This window comes from Halorussus gelatinilyticus, assembly GCF_023238445.1.
GTDB lineage: Archaea > Halobacteriota > Halobacteria > Halobacteriales > Haladaptataceae > Halorussus > Halorussus gelatinilyticus.
The window spans coordinates 870,931-887,017 of the sequence record NZ_CP096658.1 but is presented as its reverse complement, the minus strand read 5'-3'; the positions used below and the strand labels follow the sequence as shown (position 1 = coordinate 887,017).

16 protein-coding genes and 1 tRNA gene are annotated in these 16,087 nt (G+C 67.5%); 6 read left to right on the top strand and 11 right to left on the bottom strand.

What is annotated here, in order from left to right; genetic code table 11:
* Positions 1–135 precede the first annotated feature (135 nt).
* Entirely contained in the window at positions 136–1,200 is a 1,065-nt protein-coding gene (gene nirK / locus M0R88_RS04640) for a copper-containing nitrite reductase (RefSeq protein ID WP_248655793.1), read from the top strand.
* A gap of 80 nt (positions 1,201–1,280) precedes the next feature.
* Here the strand turns inward: nirK and M0R88_RS04635 are convergent.
* Positions 1,281–1,352, bottom strand: a tRNA-Thr gene (locus tag M0R88_RS04635).
* Positions 1,353–1,437: 85 nt separating this feature from the next.
* The gene (locus M0R88_RS04630; RefSeq protein ID WP_248655792.1) at positions 1,438–2,217 is read right to left on the bottom strand and encodes a DUF7114 family protein; all 780 of its coding nucleotides are present in this window, start codon (positions 2,215–2,217) and stop codon (positions 1,438–1,440) included.
* Between the two features lie 70 nt (positions 2,218–2,287).
* On the opposite strand from M0R88_RS04630, the gene M0R88_RS04625 reads away from it, so the two are divergent.
* Together M0R88_RS04625 and M0R88_RS04620 are read left to right on the top strand one after the other, a co-directional pair.
* Complete coding sequence (locus M0R88_RS04625; RefSeq protein WP_248655791.1) at positions 2,288–3,007, top strand: enoyl-CoA hydratase/isomerase family protein; 720 nt, start codon at positions 2,288–2,290, stop codon at positions 3,005–3,007.
* 126 nt (positions 3,008–3,133) lie between these two features.
* Positions 3,134–3,409 (top strand): DUF5808 domain-containing protein, encoded by a 276-nt coding sequence (locus M0R88_RS04620; RefSeq protein ID WP_248655790.1) that lies wholly within the window; start codon positions 3,134–3,136, stop codon positions 3,407–3,409.
* A gap of 128 nt (positions 3,410–3,537) precedes the next feature.
* Here M0R88_RS04620 and pan2 read toward each other — a convergent pair whose 3' ends face one another.
* Entirely contained in the window at positions 3,538–4,776 is a 1,239-nt protein-coding gene (pan2, locus tag M0R88_RS04615) for a proteasome-activating nucleotidase Pan2 (RefSeq protein ID WP_248655789.1), read from the bottom strand.
* A gap of 397 nt (positions 4,777–5,173) precedes the next feature.
* Positions 5,174–6,964, bottom strand: a complete 1,791-nt coding sequence (gene pepF / locus M0R88_RS04610) for an oligoendopeptidase F (RefSeq protein WP_248655788.1) — start codon at positions 6,962–6,964, stop codon at positions 5,174–5,176.
* Positions 6,965–7,119: 155 nt separating this feature from the next.
* Here pepF and M0R88_RS04605 point away from each other — a divergent pair, with 155 nt between their 5' ends.
* Positions 7,120–8,439, top strand: a complete 1,320-nt coding sequence (locus tag M0R88_RS04605) for a M28 family metallopeptidase (RefSeq protein ID WP_248655787.1) — start codon at positions 7,120–7,122, stop codon at positions 8,437–8,439.
* 172 nt (positions 8,440–8,611) lie between these two features.
* Here M0R88_RS04605 and truA read toward each other — a convergent pair whose 3' ends face one another.
* The 7 genes from truA to M0R88_RS04570 form a co-directional block, all read right to left on the bottom strand.
* Positions 8,612–9,418: a tRNA pseudouridine(38-40) synthase TruA gene (gene truA / locus M0R88_RS04600; RefSeq protein WP_248656756.1), complete on the bottom strand. Its 807-nt coding sequence runs from the start codon at positions 9,416–9,418 to the stop codon at positions 8,612–8,614.
* Positions 9,419–9,771: 353 nt separating this feature from the next.
* Entirely contained in the window at positions 9,772–10,146 is a 375-nt protein-coding gene (locus M0R88_RS04595; protein WP_248655786.1) for an SHOCT domain-containing protein, read from the bottom strand.
* 45 nt (positions 10,147–10,191) lie between these two features.
* Entirely contained in the window at positions 10,192–11,499 is a 1,308-nt protein-coding gene (gene hisS / locus M0R88_RS04590) for a histidine--tRNA ligase (protein WP_248655785.1), read from the bottom strand.
* Positions 11,500–11,637: 138 nt separating this feature from the next.
* Positions 11,638–12,231 carry a DUF7411 family protein gene (locus M0R88_RS04585; RefSeq protein ID WP_248655784.1) on the bottom strand — a complete coding sequence of 198 codons (594 nt, stop codon included), beginning with the start codon at positions 12,229–12,231 and terminating at the stop codon, positions 11,638–11,640.
* Between the two features lies 1 nt (position 12,232).
* Positions 12,233–12,574 carry a DNA-binding protein gene (locus tag M0R88_RS04580; protein ID WP_248655783.1) on the bottom strand — a complete coding sequence of 114 codons (342 nt, stop codon included), beginning with the start codon at positions 12,572–12,574 and terminating at the stop codon, positions 12,233–12,235.
* 102 nt (positions 12,575–12,676) lie between these two features.
* Positions 12,677–13,132, bottom strand: coding sequence for a 30S ribosomal protein S19e (locus M0R88_RS04575; protein WP_248655782.1), 456 nt, complete (start codon positions 13,130–13,132; stop codon positions 12,677–12,679).
* 112 nt (positions 13,133–13,244) lie between these two features.
* Positions 13,245–14,288 carry a lysylphosphatidylglycerol synthase transmembrane domain-containing protein gene (locus M0R88_RS04570; protein ID WP_248655781.1) on the bottom strand — a complete coding sequence of 348 codons (1,044 nt, stop codon included), beginning with the start codon at positions 14,286–14,288 and terminating at the stop codon, positions 13,245–13,247.
* A 213-nt stretch (positions 14,289–14,501) separates the two neighbouring features.
* Between M0R88_RS04570 and M0R88_RS04565 the strand changes: the two genes are divergently transcribed.
* Positions 14,502–15,083, top strand: a complete 582-nt coding sequence (locus M0R88_RS04565) for a hypothetical protein (protein ID WP_248655780.1) — start codon at positions 14,502–14,504, stop codon at positions 15,081–15,083.
* Positions 15,084–15,201: 118 nt separating this feature from the next.
* Positions 15,202–16,080 (top strand): thiamine-phosphate kinase, encoded by an 879-nt coding sequence (gene thiL, locus M0R88_RS04560; protein ID WP_248655779.1) that lies wholly within the window; start codon positions 15,202–15,204, stop codon positions 16,078–16,080.
* Positions 16,081–16,087 lie beyond the last annotated feature (7 nt).

Sequence of the window (16,087 nt, the reverse complement as noted above, 5' to 3'; positions counted from 1 at the left end):
TCGGCCGGGAACCGCCGACGATTCTCAGACACTGAGAACGCCGCGAACACGTTCGATAGCCTTCCTGCGGCCTGAGAATCAGTTTCCCGATTAAAGGATGGTCGGGCACTATCTGTAACTGTAAGGTGACTTCCAATGCCCGCAACCAATCGTCGCACGGTCCTGCAAGGTATCGGCCTCGGTGGCGCGGCCACCCTCGCCGGGTGTTCCACCCGCTCCGCCCCGAAAGCGACCCAGACCCAGAAAGCCATGAACAAGCAGAAACAGCAGACCGCCAAGCGCGTCGCCGCGGCCCCGACAGATATCCCGGACCCGATTAGCCGCAACGAGTCCAAGGAGGTGGACGTGACCCTCCGACCCGAGGAGGTCACGGCCGAAGTCGAAGACGGCGTGACGTTCAACTACATGACCTACAACGGGCAGGTCCCCGGTCCGATGATTCGGGTCCGGAAGGGCGACACGGTGAACCTCACCTTCGAGAACCCCGCCGAGAACGACATGCCCCACAACGTGGACTTCCACGCGGCGGCGGGACCGGGCGGCGGTGCCGAGGCGACGATGACCGCACCGGGCGAGACCGCCCACCTGAAGTTCGAGGCGACCTACCCCGGCGCGTACATCTACCACTGCGCCGTCCCGAACATGGACATGCACATCTCCGCGGGCATGTTCGGCATCATCCTCGTCGAACCCGAGGAGGGTCTCCCCGAGGTGGACCACGAGTTCTACTTCGGCCAGCACGAGATCTACACCGACAAGCGCCCCGGCGAGAAGGGCCAGCACAACTTCGACATCGAGTCGATGAAGCGCGAGGAACCGACCTACGTCGTGATGAACGGCGAGAAGTACGCCTGCACGCCCGACAAGTACGGCGCGGGCAAGGTCCAGACCGGCGACACCGCGCGGGTGTTCTTCGTCACCGGCGGCCCGAACCTCACCAGTAGCTTCCACCCCATCGGCAACGTCTGGGAGAAGCTCTGGCCCGAGGGGTCGCTGACGACGAAGCCCCAGACCCACATCCAGACTAAGCAGGTCGCGCCCGGTAGCACCACCGTCGCCACGATGGGATTCCCGGTTCCCGGCGCGTTCAAACTCGTGGACCACTCGCTGACTCGGGTCGCCCGGAAGGGCTGTATGGCCATCGTGGCCGCCGAGGGCGAGGAGAACCCCGAGGTCTTCGACCCCGAACCGAAGCAGTGACCGCGAAGTAACGACTTTTCGGCTGTTTTTCGCGGCGTCGGACGGACGCGCTGCTCCGAAGGAGAGTGAATCGCAGAAAGAGCCTAGGCCGGGATTTGAACCCGGGCTCTCGTCCTTACCAAGGACGCGCTTTACCTCTAAGCTACCCAGGCGCACTCCGCCACTTCGGCGCGTTTCATGGTATGCCCGGAAACCTCTTTAGGCGTTTCGATTCACGACAGGGCACGGGAGTACGAGTCACGGGTCGGTCGCCGACGGCTGGGGGTCTTCGGCCGGGCCGAACTGCCGGGGGTTCGGCGCGTCGGCGACGGCCTCCTCGACCGCTTCGGAGACGGACTCGGGGGGTTCCGGGCTGTCGCCGTCGAGCGACTCGGCTAACTCCCCGGCGTAGGCCACCAGCGCGTCGGAGGGAGTCGCGCCGAACGCGGTGGTGCCCGCGACCACGGCGAGTTCGAAGACGTCGGTCTCCAGCGCGCGCGTCGAGACCGCCCGGCCCTGTTGCTCGTCGGTCTCGTCGCGGCCGAACGACTGGACCGTCTCGACCGCCTTGTCCGCGGCCTCGGTCCGGGCCAGCAGCGAGAACCCGCGGGCGACCATCACGTCGGCCGCGAGGATGTCGATGTTGCTGTCGGTGTGTGGCAGGTCGCGTTCCCACGGCGGGTCGTCGGCGAGCGCCCGCGTGAGTCGCAGTCCCTCGTAGATGAGTTGGACGCCGGCGGCGCGCTCTTCGACGCCGACCGGCCCGGTGTCGCTTCCCGTTCGACCGGCGTCGCCCCCGACGGACTCGGTCGTCGCTCCCGCCGGCGTCGCCCCGTTCGTCCGCTCGTCGTCGGACGCCTCCGGAGCGACGCTCGTTGGGCCTGCACCCTCGACTGCGTGTGCTGACGCGAGCGCCAGAACCCCCGGTACCATAGCCGACTCGCCGAGGAGAGCGTCGATGCGTTCGCGGAGAGGGTCGGGCGACACGTCTCGCACCGCCTGTCGTCCTGCTTTTCGTGCCCGGACGGCCGCTTCCATTAACCGGGTCTTACGACGGAGTCGCCAAAGACCTTTGGAAAGCGACTCCGAGGTGCGAACGTGACCAGCCGTGCCAGCTAACAGGTCAGCGATTCGAATCCGAGACGCCGAGTCGGTCCGCGTCGTGACCCTCGACCGGCCGGAGCGACGCAACGCGCTCACCCCCGCGGCCCTCGACGCGCTCGAAGCCGCCGTCAGCGGGACCGACCGACCGGTCGTCTACCTCCGGGGCGCGGGCCCGGCGTTCTGCGCGGGCGCGGACCTCGACGTGGTGGCCGACCTCGACGGCCCCGCCGCGGAGGAGTTCGCCGAGCGAGGCCAACGCGTCGCCAACGCCATCGAAGACGCCGAGAGCGCGGTCGTCGCGGGCATCGACGGCCCGGCGCGCGGCGGCGGCGTCGAACTGGCGCTCGCCGCGGACCTCCGGGTCGCCACGCCCGAGGCGACCTTCGCGGAACCGGGCGTGAAACTCGGTCTCTTCGGCGCGTGGGGCGGGACGGTCCGCCTGCCCCGCGTCGTCGGCGAGGGCGAGGCGCTGGACCTCGCGCTCTCGGGTCGGACCGTGGACGCCGACTCCGCGCTCCGGATGGGTCTCGTCTCGCGGGTGACCGAGGACCCGCGAGCGGTCGCCGACGAACTCGCCGACAACGACGCCGAGACGCTGCGAGCGGTCAAGGCCCGGATGCGCGACGACGCCCCGGCCGAGGTGCAGGAGCGCCGGGAGACCGAGGTCTTCGGCCGCCTCGTGGAGCGCCACGCCGACGCCATCGCCGACCGGCGCGACTCGTGAACCGGTCGCGTCCGGATTCTCCAGCGTATTGCTGGCGCGGCGCACGAGCGCCGCGCCAGCAACGCACGAGGTTTCGCTGAACCGGTAGCCAAAGCACTTTATTCCTCTCCGACGTACACTTCTCGCATGGCAGACAAGCCCAGCACTGGCGAACTCTTCGGCGTGCCGTACAACTTCGAGCGACCGAGCATCGGACGGATGCTCTCGTCGTACTGGAAACCCGACGAGGGGATGCTGGTCGAGAAGCCCTTCGGCATCGGCTACACGCTCAACCTCGCCAACTGGCGGTCGTGGATCGTGCTGGCCGTCGCCGGCGCGCTCCTCTGGCACGAGCGCAAGGGCCAAGAGCAGACGATGGCCGCCGAGGACGCTCCCGTCGAAGTCGTCGTGGACGACGACTGAGACGTCTCTTCTCCTCGTCGTTTAAACTGTTGCCGAGCGCTCGGCGGTGACGCATAGCGAAACCGGAGCGTAGCGACTCGATGGCGTCGAAGAAAGCGAAGAGAAACGTCGTAGCCCGAACCCCGACCTCAGTAGGCGTAGCTCGGCAGCGACCCCTTGGTGACGATGCCGGTCTCCTCGTCGTTCTCGTCCATCTTCTCCAAGGCGTCCTCGAAGTCCGACTGGCGGACCTCCGTGCGCTCGTCGCGGATGGCGAACATGCCCGCCTCGGTGGTCAGGCTCTCGATGTCCGCGCCGCTCTTGCCCTCGGTCTCCGCGGCGAGTTTGTCGAAGTCCACGTCGTCGGCGACGCCCATGTTGCGGGTGTGGATGTCCAGAATCTTGTGCCGGGCCTCCTCGTCGGGTTCGGGCACTTCGATGAGGCGGTCGAAGCGGCCGGGCCGGAGGATGGCGCGGTCGAGCATGTCGAAGCGGTTGGTCGCGGCCATGATGCGAATATCGCCGCGGTCTTCGAAGCCGTCCATCTCCGAGAGCAGTTGCATCATCGTCCGCTGGACCTCGGCGTCGCCCGAGGTCTTCGAGTCGGTCCGCTTCGAAGCCACGGCGTCTATCTCGTCGATGAAGACGATGGCCGGCTCTCGCTGGCTGGCCAACTCGAAGAGGTCACGGACCAGCTTCGCGCCCTCGCCGATGAACTTCTGGACGAGTTCCGAGCCGGCCATCTTGATGAAGGTCGCGTCGGTCTGGTTGGCGACCGCTTTCGCCAGCATCGTCTTCCCGGTTCCGGGCGGACCGTGCAGGAGGACGCCGCTCGGCGGTTCGATACCGACTTGCTCGAACTGCTCGGGGTTTTCGAGAGGTTGCTCGACCGCCTCGCGGACCTCCTGCATCTGGTCTTCGAGGCCCCCGATTTCGTCGTAGGTGACGTCCGGCGACTCGTCCACTTCCATCGCCTGTGCGCGAGCGTCCTTCTCGGCTTCCAGCACGGTCTGGACCGTGAAGGAGTCGTTGACCGCCACGCGGTCGCCCGACTCGATCTTCTCGCGGAGCTTGGGCGAGACCTCGGTCAGCACCTCCTGATTGTTGCCGTGCTGTTTGATGACGATGCCGTCGTCGGTCAGCTCCTCGGCGGTGGCGACGTACAGCGAGGTCGTCTTCAGCGTCTCGTTCTCGCGTTCGAGTTTGTCCACTTCCTCGCGGAGGTCCTCGCGGCGCTCGCGGGCGTCGTCGAGTCGCTCTTCGAGCGTGGCGTTCACGTCCACGATATCGGCGAAGTGCTCACGGAGCGCCGCCAGCCGCTCCCTGTCTGTCATTTCGGGGTCGAGTTCGAGTGTCGGTTGGTCGGGGAGAGGTGGGCTACGCGACATCGTTGCTACCCGTCCGTAGGTTGCGGGCTTAAAAGTGCCTTTGGGTCTCGGCCGCTTCACCGCAAAAAAATCTTTCGCAGTCGTCGGTCCGCATCGGCGGACCGCCTCGCCGTTCGACGCTCCGCGTTCTCCGTCCCCGCCTCCGCTCCCGCCGGACGAGCGGACTCGGGAAGCCGAAATTCGCCCACCAGCGCGTCGAGTCCGCCGTCCGCGATGGCGTCGGCCACCCGCTCGATGGCCTCGATGGGTTTCGTGATGTCGCGGACGCGCCGAACCGGACGGTTCGGCGCGGGGACGGTTCGGCGCGGGGACGGTTCGGCGCGGGGACGGTTCGGCGCGGGGACGGTTCGGCGCGGAACCGGGTCGGTACTCGCGACAGGTCGGCGCTCGGGACGCCTCAGATGAGCGATTCCATCTCGTCGAGGTGGTCGTCGTACACGTCGAGCGCGCGCTGGATGGGTTCGGGCGAGGACATGTCCACGCCCGCGGTTTCGAGCAGTTCGAGGGGGTACTCCCGCGACCCGCCCTGGAGGAACTGGAGGTAGCGGTCGGCGGCCTCGTCGCCGTCGTTCAGAATGCCGTCGGCGAGCGCGACCGCGGCGCTGATGCCGGTGCTGTACTGGTAGACGTAGTAGGCTCGGTAGAAGTGCGGGATGCGCGCCCACTCACGGGCGATGCGGTCGTCCACGACCGCCGGCTCGTAGAATTCCGCTTTCAGGTCGCCGTAGATTTCGTCGGCCTTGCCGGGCGTGAGCGCCTCGTCGTCCTCGACCAACTGGTGGACCTCGTGTTCGAAGGCCGCGAACATCGTCTGGCGGTAGAGCGTCGAGCGGAACCGCTCCAGATACTCGTTGAGGACGTGCCGCCGGAAGGTCGGGTCCTCCACGGTGTCGAGCAGGTGGTTGGTCAGCAGCGCCTCGTTGACGGTGCTGGCGACCTCCGCGACGAAGATTTCGTAGTCGCCGTAGACGTAGGGCTGGTTCTCGCTGGTGAGTTGGCTGTGGAGCGAGTGGCCGAGTTCGTGGGCCAGCGTGAACATCGAGGAGATGTCGTCCTGATAGTTCATCAGGATGAACGGCTGGGTGTCGTAGGTGCCGCCGCTGTACGCGCCCGAGCGCTTGTTCTCGGTCTCGTAGACGTCCACCCAGCGCGACTCGAAGCCCTCCTCGATGCGGCGCTGGTAGTCGTCGCCGAGCGCGCCCAGCGCCTCCACGACGTACTCGCGGGCCTGCTCGTACTCCACGTCGGGGGTCTCGGTCTCGGTCATGGGCATGTAGAGGTCCCACATCCGGAGTTCGTCCACGCCCAGACTCTCGCGCTTGAGTTCGGCGTGGCGGTGGAGTTTGTCGAGGTTGTCCCGCACCGTGTCCACGAGGTTGTCGTACACCTCGACCGGGACGTTCGGCCCGTCCATCGCGTCCTCGCGGGCGGTGTCGTAGTCGCGGATTCGCGCGAGTTGCACGTCGGTCTTCACGCTGTTCTTGAACGTGGTGCCGATGGTGTTGTGGTACTCGCCGATTTCGTCGAAGAAGCTCTCGTAGACGGTCTGGCGGAACTCGCGGTCGGGGTTCTTCAGGAGTCGTGTGAGGTTGCTCTGGGTAATCTCGACCGACTCGCCGTCGGGTTTCTCGACGGTCGGGAACTCCATGTCCGAGTCCATCAGCATGTTGTAGACCTCGCCCGAGGCGCTCGTGACCTCGCCGAGTTCGGCCAGCACGTTCTCGACCTCGGCCGACCGGGTGTGTTCGGCGGTCCGAAGCACGTCGTGGAGGTAGTGGTCGTAGAGCTCCAGTCCGTCGGTCTCCTCTATCATCCGGTCGAGTTCGTCGCGGTCCAGGTCCTGAATTTCGGGTTCGAGAAAGCTGCTCGCGCTGTCGGTCTGGGAGGCCAGCGACATCCCGCGGGACGAGAGCGCCTGATAGTGCTGGTCGGCGGTGTTCTCGTCCTTCCGCATCCGGGCGTAGCTGACGACCTGCTCGACGGTCCGATACACGTCGTCGCGGAGTTCGAGGACCGAGAGCAGGGTCTCGCCGTCCTCGGTGGCCCGGCCCTCGTAGGCCGACAGCTCGTCGAGGCGCTCCTCGACCTCCTCGTAGGCCGCCTCCCACTCGTCGTCGGTCGCGTAGATGCTCTCCAAGTCCCACTTGTACTTCGACTCTATCTCCGACCGCTCGGGAACCGAACTCATACCCTCTGATTAGGAAACCGCGGTTGTAAGCCTTTGTCATTCCGAATGCGTGTTCCGATTGTCCGGGCGGTGTTGTGCGGTCTAGCGGTATCGAACCCCGCAACCGAGATTGCGTAGCCCGAGACTTTTCACGGTCCGGAGCGCACTTCCCGACCATGAACCCGGAGACCGCCGCCGCGCTGGGGGAGGCGTGGCGCGACGACTATCCGTGGGAGTTCATCACGCGACTGACCGAAATCGGCGACCGGATGGGCGGGTCACCCGGCGAGCGTCGCGCGGCCGACCTCGTGGCCGAGGGGTTCGAGCGAGCGGGCGCACGCGAGGTCGAAGTCGAGTCGTTCGAGATGACTCGCTGGACGCGCGGCGACGCCGAACTCGCCGTCACCGACCCCGTGGAGCGGTCGTTCGAGACCATCGCGCTTCCCTACTCCCCGGCGGGGGAGGTCAGCGGCGAACTCGTGGACGCGGGCCACGGCACGCCCGACGAGTTGGACGCGGTGGACGTGGAGGGCAACATCGTGGTCGCGTCCACGACGACGCCGAAGGGCTCCAGATTCGTCCACCGGATGGAGAAGTTCGGCCACGCCGCGGCGGCCGGGGCCGAGGCGTTCGTCTTCCGGAACCACAAGGCGGGCCAACTGCCGCCCACCGGGTCGCTCCGGTTCGACCGCGAGGCCGCGATTCCCGGCGTCGGCGTCAGTCTCGAAACCGGCGACTGGCTGACCGACTACGCCGACCGGGGCGCGCAGGCCCACCTCCGCGTGGACGCCGAGACGACGCCCGGAAGGAGTCACAACGCGCACGCTCAACTCGGCCCGGAAACGGAAGACGAAATCCTCGTCGTCGGCCACCACGACGCCCACGACATCGCGGAGGGTGCGCTCGACAACGGCTGTGGCATCACCGTCGTCGTCGCGGCGGCCCACCTGCTGGCGGAGATGGACCTCGACACCAGAGTCCGGGTCGCGGGCGTCGGGTGCGAGGAGACCGGCCTGCTCGGGGCGGACGCGCTCGCCGAGCGACTCGACCTCGATTCGGTCCGCGCGGTCGTGAACGTGGACGGCGCGGGCCGGTTCCGCGACCTGCGCGCGCACACCCACGGCTCCGAGACGATGGCGGAACTCGTCGCGTCGGTCGCCGACGAGGCGAACCAGCCCATCGCGGTCCGCCAGCAGGTCCACCCGTTCAGCGACCACTGGCCGTTCCTCAAGCGCGGCGTGCCCGCGCTCCAACTCCACAGCGAGAGCGGCGAGCGCGGTCGGGGATGGGGCCACACTCACGCCGACACGCGCGACAAGGTGGACGACCGGAACCTGCGCGAACACGCGATGCTGACCGCGTTGCTGGTTCGAGAGGTCGCGGCGCGCGACGAGATTCCGCGGCCGAGCGCGGCGTCGGTCGCCGGAAACCTGCGCTCGGGCGACTACGAGGAGGGCATGAAGGCGGCGGGTATCTGGCCCGAGGGGTGGGACTGACGGCTCTCGTATCGAGCGTCACTCGAAAACGAGGATAGGAGTGCGGTATCCGAAACAGTGGTGCCGTGGGATAGCATCACCATCGTCGTTTGCTGCTCGCGCACGCGAGGAAACCTTCGCGGAAATCCGTCGTTTCCGACGCGGTCGGCCCCGATTTCGAAGCCCGACGCGCTCACGGCTCCGGAACTCGCGTCTGCTCTACGACCTCGGCGGCCACGCGGGTTCGCGTGGCGCGCTCGTCGCGCAAAGCCGCGAAGAGTTCGCGGGTGCTGGCGGCGGCGTCGTCGTCCACCGAGAACGTCAACATCGGATACGCCGCGTCCACCAGCACGAGGGGGTAGGCCGGCGCGGGCGCGACGCCCTCGGGACCGTCGATTTTCTCGGGCCCGAGGACGCGCTCGACCTTCGCCAGTGAGGCGTCGCCGGTCGCCACCGCCCGGACGAGCGAGACGACGCGCCGGACCATCTCGCGGACGAACCCGCCCGCTCGGAGGTCGAAGACGAGGTAGTCGTCGTCGCGCTCGGCGTCGGCCTGCAACTCCCGGACCGTGTTCTCGTCGTCGGGCGTCAGGTTGTGGAAGTCGTTCTCGCCGCGGAGTCGGCCGAGGGCTTGCTCCGCCCGCGCGAGGTCGGCCTCGGGCGCGTGGCAGTGGTAGCGGTACGCCCGCGACGCGGCGTCGTGGGTCGCGTGGAAGTCGTCGGGCGCGTCGGCGCTCGCCCACGCCCGGACGCTCGCGGGGAGTTCGCTGTTCAGCGCGGCCGGAGTCAGCCAGTCGGGGCACTCGAACGCGACGGTCTGGGCCACCGCCGAGACGCCGGCGTCGGTCCGGCCCGCCGCGGCGTACCCCGCGGGTTTCCCGTCGGCGACGCCCAGCGCGTTCGCCGCGTCGAAGACGGCCTCCTCGACTGTCGGCACGTCCGGCTGGCGCTGGAAGCCGTGGAACGGCCGCCCGTCGTAGGCGATTCGGAACGCTCGCATCGGTTCGTCGTCGGTGCCGGAGGGAGTTAAATCGGCGGAACGGTCGCCGTCGCACGCGACGGCGGCCTGAACAATGTCTTCAATCGCTAGAAGCACCAGAATATTTCGTAAAGAAATGTTTTCCTTTCTTTCTGGCGAGTGAACGCTGGCGCGGCGCGCGTGAGCGCCGCGCCAGCGTCGGCACGAGGGTTTAACTCCGAAGCCGGGACGAACCCCGTCCGTGACCTAAGCGTCGCCGCGAGGAGTGAAGCGGGAGTACGGCACGTCTCCTCGCGGGCCGCCCGTGCCGTCTGTTCGCCACGCCGCCAGCTATCGCTACCGAATCTGCGACTCGATCCCTCGTCAGCGACCGCTCACTCCCGGTCGAACACCGGCTCGCGGCTCCGCCCTACCTCGGCGTCTTCGGTCTCCAGCAGTCGTTCGAGCCGTCGCTCGAACTCCTCGTCGGTGAGTTCGCCCGCGGCGTAGCGCGACCGGAGTTCGTCTATCGGGCCGTAGCACATCGAATCTCGCCCGACCTCGACGCCCTCGGTTTCGCCCTCGACCATCGGGAGCGCGTCGCCCAGCAGCGCGACCAGCGGGACGACGACGAAGAACCCGAGGACGAAGGTCGTCGGGACGAGAAACTCCAGTCCAACGACCGCGAAGAAGGCCGTGAACCCGAAGGTCAGCACCGACAGCACCGCGAGGAGCGTCTGCTTCTCGAACCGGACCGAACGCTCGCGCATGTCCGATGGTATGCGAGACGGTACCAAAAAGGTTCGACCGCGGGGCTACTCGAAGTCGTCGTAGGTCGGCCGCGACACGTCCTCTGGCGGGAACTCCTCGACCGGGACTTGGGTCTGGTCGCCCGAGTTCATGTCCTTGACCGTCACGTTCCCGTCCGCGAGGTCCTGCTCGCCGACGATGACGACCGTCTCCGCGCCGATGGAGTCGGCGTAGTCCAACTGCGCGCCGAAGCTCCGGCCGGACACGTCGGTCTCGACCACGTGGCCCTCGCCCCGGAGTTCGCGCGTGACGTCGGCCGCCACGTCGCGGGTGTCGCCGACTTGCAAGACGTAGTAGTCGGTCGAAAGCTCCTCGTCGGGCCAGACGCCGGCGCGTTGCAGGAGGAGCGTCAGCGTCGCGTCGCCGACCGCGAACCCGACCGCGGGCGTGGACTGACCGCCGAAGCCTTCGATGAGGTCGTCGTAGCGTCCGCCGCCGAAGATGGAGCGGTTCACGTCGCCGGTCGAGTCGAAGCACTCGAAGACGACGCCGGTGTAGTAGTCGAGGCCGCGCGCGGTGTCGAGCGAGAGCGTGCAGTACTCGCGCGCCCCGAAGTCCGCCGCGGCGTCCAGCACGTCCGAGAGGTTCCCGACCGCCGACTCGACGCGGTCGGTCCCGGCGAACGACACGAGGTCGTCCAACTCGTCCTCGGGCGTGTCGAGCAGGTCGTCGAACTCGCGGGCCTGCTCGTAGGAGAGTCCGGCGTCGGAGAGCAGGCCGTAGAACTCGTCGTCGCCGACCTTCTCGTTCTTGTCCACCGCGCGAATCGCGGCCTCGGTGTCCACGTCGGCGTCGAAGGCTTCGAGCAGGCCGCCGAGGATGTCGCGGTGGCTGACCCGGAACTCGAAGTCCTCGCCGGTGAGTCCGAGGCTCGTGAGCGCGTCGGCCGCGCACGCCAGCAGTTCGGCGTCCGACTCGGGTTCCGACGAGCCGAAGATGTCCACGTTGGTCTGGTAGAACTCGCGCTTGCGACCGCTCTGAGGTTCCTCGTAGCGCCAGAACGGGCGGGTCGAGAACCACTTGATGGGCTTCGATAGCTCCTGCTGTTTCGCCACGACCATCCGGGCGACCGTCGGCGTGAGTTCCGGCGTCAGCGCCACGTCCCGGCCGCCTTGGTCCTCGAAGCTGTAGAGTTCCTCGACTATCTCTTCGCCGCTCTTATCGACGTACATCTGGGTGTGCTCCAGTGCGGGCGTCCCGATCTCTCGGAAACCGTACCGTCGCGCGGTCGCTTCGAGTGTGTCGAACGTCTCACGGCGCGCGCCCATTTCGCCGGGGTAGAAGTCCCGAAAGCCCTTGATGCGGTCGTACATGGGGAAGCGTTGGGCGAGCGCGCGCTTGAAACTTTTACTTCGCGTCTCTCTTGCCGGACGACCGACCGAGACGACGCTCGCGGCCGGTCGAACCTTCGAGCGTCCGGAACCGGCCGTCGAACGTCACCGCGAGGAACGTCAGCGGCTCAGACTCGTCACGTACGTCTGGGTGTGGTCCGGGAACACCTCGGCGACGGCCTCCTCGCCGTGTTCGTCGGCCAGTAGGTCGCGGAGTTCGGCCTCGTAGTCGGCCTTCGGAATCTCCTCGCTCGGGCCGGTCGTCACGTCGAGCGTCTCGTCTACGAGCGAATCGACCGCTCCGCGACCGAATCCCGCCAGCGGGACGATGTAGTCGATGCCGTGGCGGTCTTCGAGGCTCTGGGCCTGCGCCCGCGAGACGGAGGGCACCCGGTCGTCGCGGCGGCTGCCGTCGGCCACCGCGTCGAACCCCATCCCGGCGGCCGTCTCCAGCGCGTGGAGGTGGACCTGCTGGATGCCGTTGCGGGGGTAGCCGTCCTCGACCATCTGTTCGACGGCTTCCGCGGCCACGTCGTCGTTCAGTTCGACCGTCTCGAACTCGAAGCCCAACTCCTCGGCGGTCCGGCGCGCGTGGTCCCACGCGTCGGCGACGCCGAACGTGGCCGTGACCAGCGTCACGTCGTAGAAGTCTTCGAGCAGGAGCGCGGCGAGCGTCGAGTCTTTCCCGCCGCTGTAGAGTAACCCGAGGTCCATCTCACCGACGCCGGATGTTGAAGCTCTTCGAGTCGGGCTTGAGTTCCCGGAGGAGTTCCTTCATCTTGTCCTCGTCTATCTTGCCGCTGACCCGGCCGCTCTGGGCCAGCGCGAGTACCTGTCGCTCCACCTGTTCGGCGAAGTCGGGCTTGCTCATCCGGACGGAGTTGAGTCGCTTGCGCGCGCCGTCGGTGAGGTGCTTGCGGAGCAGCGCCTGCTTCTGGGCGTCGGCCTGCTGCTGGGCCTGCTCTTGGGCCTCGTTCTGGTCGCCCTGCTCTTGCATCTCCTGCATCTTCTGCTTGCGGAGTTCTTCGAGTCGCTCGTCGTCGGGCTGTTCGCTCATGTGTTGTCTCGTAGTAAACGCCCGCGGCCAAAAATGATTACGGAGCGGCGACGCTGGTCGGGCGTGGTCGGCGGGTGGAAGAAGTCGGTCCGTCTCGGTCGATTAGGCGTAGCGTTCGAGTTCCGGTCGGTCGAGGTCCTCCATGACCTCGCCCGCGGTGTCGTCGAGCAGGCTGCGACCGTCGCCGGTCACGATGCGGCCCGCGCTGCCCTCGGTGTCCACGAGGTCCTCGTCTTCGAGCTGTTGCAGGATGGTCCGGATGATGTTGCGGCTCCCGTCCGAGCGGTGTTCGGGCGCGACCTGATAGCGGTTCGAGCCGCCCTTCTTGTCGCCGTACTGCGTCGAGAGGCGCTCGACGCCGATGGGACCGTCGGTGGCGACCTTCCGGAGCAGGCTGGCGGCCCGCCGGTACCAGAAGTCGTCCTGTTCGGGGGGCAGTTCCTTGCTCTCGCCGGTCGTGGCGTACTGCGCCCAGTCGGGTTCGTCGATTCGGTCCTCCAGTTTCGCGGCGACCGCGTCGATGAGGTCGTCCGCTGGAACGTCGTAGAGCGTCGTCATACCCACGAATTCCCGTCCGCGGCGTTTAAAAGCATCGTTGTAACGTCGCGGGTCGGGCGCGGTGTCAGCCGCGGCGGGCACGGCGTCGGCCGACCGCCGACGCGGCGCTCGCTCAGTCGCTGGCCGATTTGTGGACGTTGTCGGCTTCCAGCATCGCGGTCGCGCTCCCGCCGATCAGAACCGGAAGTACGTAGGTCGCCCCGCGGTGGAGGACCGCCGCGGCCGCCGCGGTCCCCGCATCGACGCCGGTGATAGGGACGATGAGCAGGACGAGCGCGGCCTCGACGCCGCCGAGACCGCCCGGAAGCGGCGTCACGCTGGCGACGCTCCCGAGCGGGACGATGAACAGCGCGGCCGCGAACGGGACCCAGTAACCGAGCGCGCCCAGCGAGAGCCACAGCGACACCGACAGCAGGAGCCACCCGAGCGCCGAGAACGACAGCGCGAGCCCGAGCTGGTGGTGGTCGCCCCCGACGCGCTCCAGCGCGGCGAAGAAGCCGCCGATGCGCTCGCGGACCTGCGACTCGCCCGCCGGCTCGAGCGTGGGAACGACCCGGCCGACGAGTCTGATCGCGGGCACCGCGAGCCGAACCACGAGGTCCGAGACGCGCTCGCGGTTGCGCCAGCCGAGATAGGCGAGCGTCGGGACCGCCAGCGCCAACGCGAGGAGCGCGACGGCGGCGAGTTCCACCCTGCCGCCGACGGTAAAGCGGGTGGCGTAGTAGCCCACGCCCAGCAGAGCGAACGAGATGGAGGGAACGAAGTTGAGCGTGTCCACGCTGGCGACGACCGCGAGGCCGTTCTCGTACTCGGTCCCGGTCGAGCGCGAGACGAGCAGGGCGCTGAACGGCTCGCCGCCGGCCTGTCCGAACGGCGTGACGTTGTTGGCGAACGTCGCGCCCGCCAGCAGGAGGAACGCCCGCCAGACCGACACCTTCACTGCGACGACCGCGAGGACCGTCCGGAGCGCCAGCCCCCACGCGAACAGCCAGCCGACGGACACGACGCAGACCGCCGCGAAGATGGTCGGGTCGGCCTGCGAGAGCGCCGCCAGCACGTCCTCCAGCCCGACGAGAGAGTACAGCGCCAGCAGAACGACGACGCCCGCGCCGAACGCGACGAGTATCGAACGCGCGTCCCCGAAGTCTACGTCCATCGACTTCGACAGACGACCGGACGCGGCTTGAAGCCACCGGAGACGGACGCCAGCGTTAGTGAGCGCTTGCCACGGTGTGGCGCTCGGATTCGACTTCGGACCAGACCCGAATCGGATTCTTCGTTCAGCGTAGCGTCTGAAACAGCGGTTCGAGGTAGCTTGCGTGTCTGCCCGGCCCACAATTCATGTGGACCGGAAGAGAAGTCTCGTCAGATGCAGGAGTCTCCGATTCGCTATCGACGGAAACAGGACTCTCTGGATGTAACCGAGGGACTTCGGCAGTGGATACGTCGCGAGTCTCAGAAGGACGAGTATCCCGATGCTAATCCGTCCGGGTGGGACGAAGAGCGACTCGTCTCCGAACTCGAAACGACCTACGATGAGCCAGTCCAGTACGCGACGTTCGGAGCGCCGGAGTGGACGACGCTCGTAGTGAGCGGTTCCGAACTCGGGAAGTTCGACCCGTACCCCAGCATCGGTTGTAATTGGTTGACTGGTGGGGAGACGCTCGCTGGCGCAATCGACAGACTCCAAGCCGGGGAGCTTGACGACGAGTGTCCCGAATTTGTCGAGGAGATTTCGACGTTCCGTGGTCAGTATCCCGACCACGAGTTCGGTGCGGTCGTCGTTCGACAGTGCGAGGAGTACTGGCCACCGGTAACGCTCGACGGGAACCACCGGGGTTGGGCGGCGATTTTGGCCGCAAGAGACGGCGTGGGCGCAGAACTGGACGTTCACGTCGCTCACGAGACGCCGCTGGACGACCTCCCGTTCGAGAAGGCTACCACGGCGTGATACGTTCGTCGCAATCCTTCCGACCGAATAAATCCCTCACCGAAACGGAACTACACGGACCGTCCGAACCGGAGTCCGAGACCACAGCCCTTTCACCTCCGCCCGACAAGTCAACTGCATGGACGAGCGGGCCGCACTGTCGTTTCTCGGTGATAGACTCCCTCACGCGGGCGACGACGCGGCGGTCGTGGACGGACAGGTTCTGACCACTGACATGCTCCACGAGACGACCGACTTCCCGGACGGGACCACTCGGTACACCGCCGGCTGGCGGTCGGTCGGCGCGTCGCTGTCGGACGTGGCCGCGATGGGAGCCGAGGCCACCGCCGCCGTCGCGGTCTACGCCGCCCCCGAGTTCGACGACTCCGACCTCGGGGAGTTCGTCGCGGGCGCGAGCGACGTCTGCGAGGCGGTCGGCGCGGAGTACGTCGGCGGCGACTTGGACGAGAGCCGGGAGTTCACCGCCGCGACGACCGCGCTCGGTCGGACCGACGCCCCCGTGGCTCGCTCTGGCGCGAGTCCGGGCGAGGTCGTCTGCGTGACGGGCACGCTCGGGCGCACCGGCGCGGCGCTCCGACTGTTCGAGTCCGGAGAAACGGAGCGCGCCAACGACCTGTTCCGGTTCGAGCCGCGAGTCGCCGCGGGCCGCGAACTCGCCCCCTACGCCACCGCGATGATGGATTCGAGCGACGGCCTCGCGCGCTCGCTCCACCAACTCGCGGAGGCGAGCGACTGCGGGTTCTCGGTCGAGCGGAGCGCGCTCCCGGTGGACGAGTCGGTCCGCGAGGTGGCCGACGGCGAGGCCGAGGTTCGGGAGCTAGCGGTCTTCTTCGGCGAGGACTTCGAGTTGGCGTTCACGGTGCCCGAACGCGAGCTGTCGGCGATTCGTTCCGAATCGCCGACGCCCGTATCGGTGGTCGGCGAAGTCACCGAGTCTGGCGTCGAGATGGACGGCGAGGAACTGCCGGACCGCGGGTACACGCACGGCGGCGAATAGAACCGAT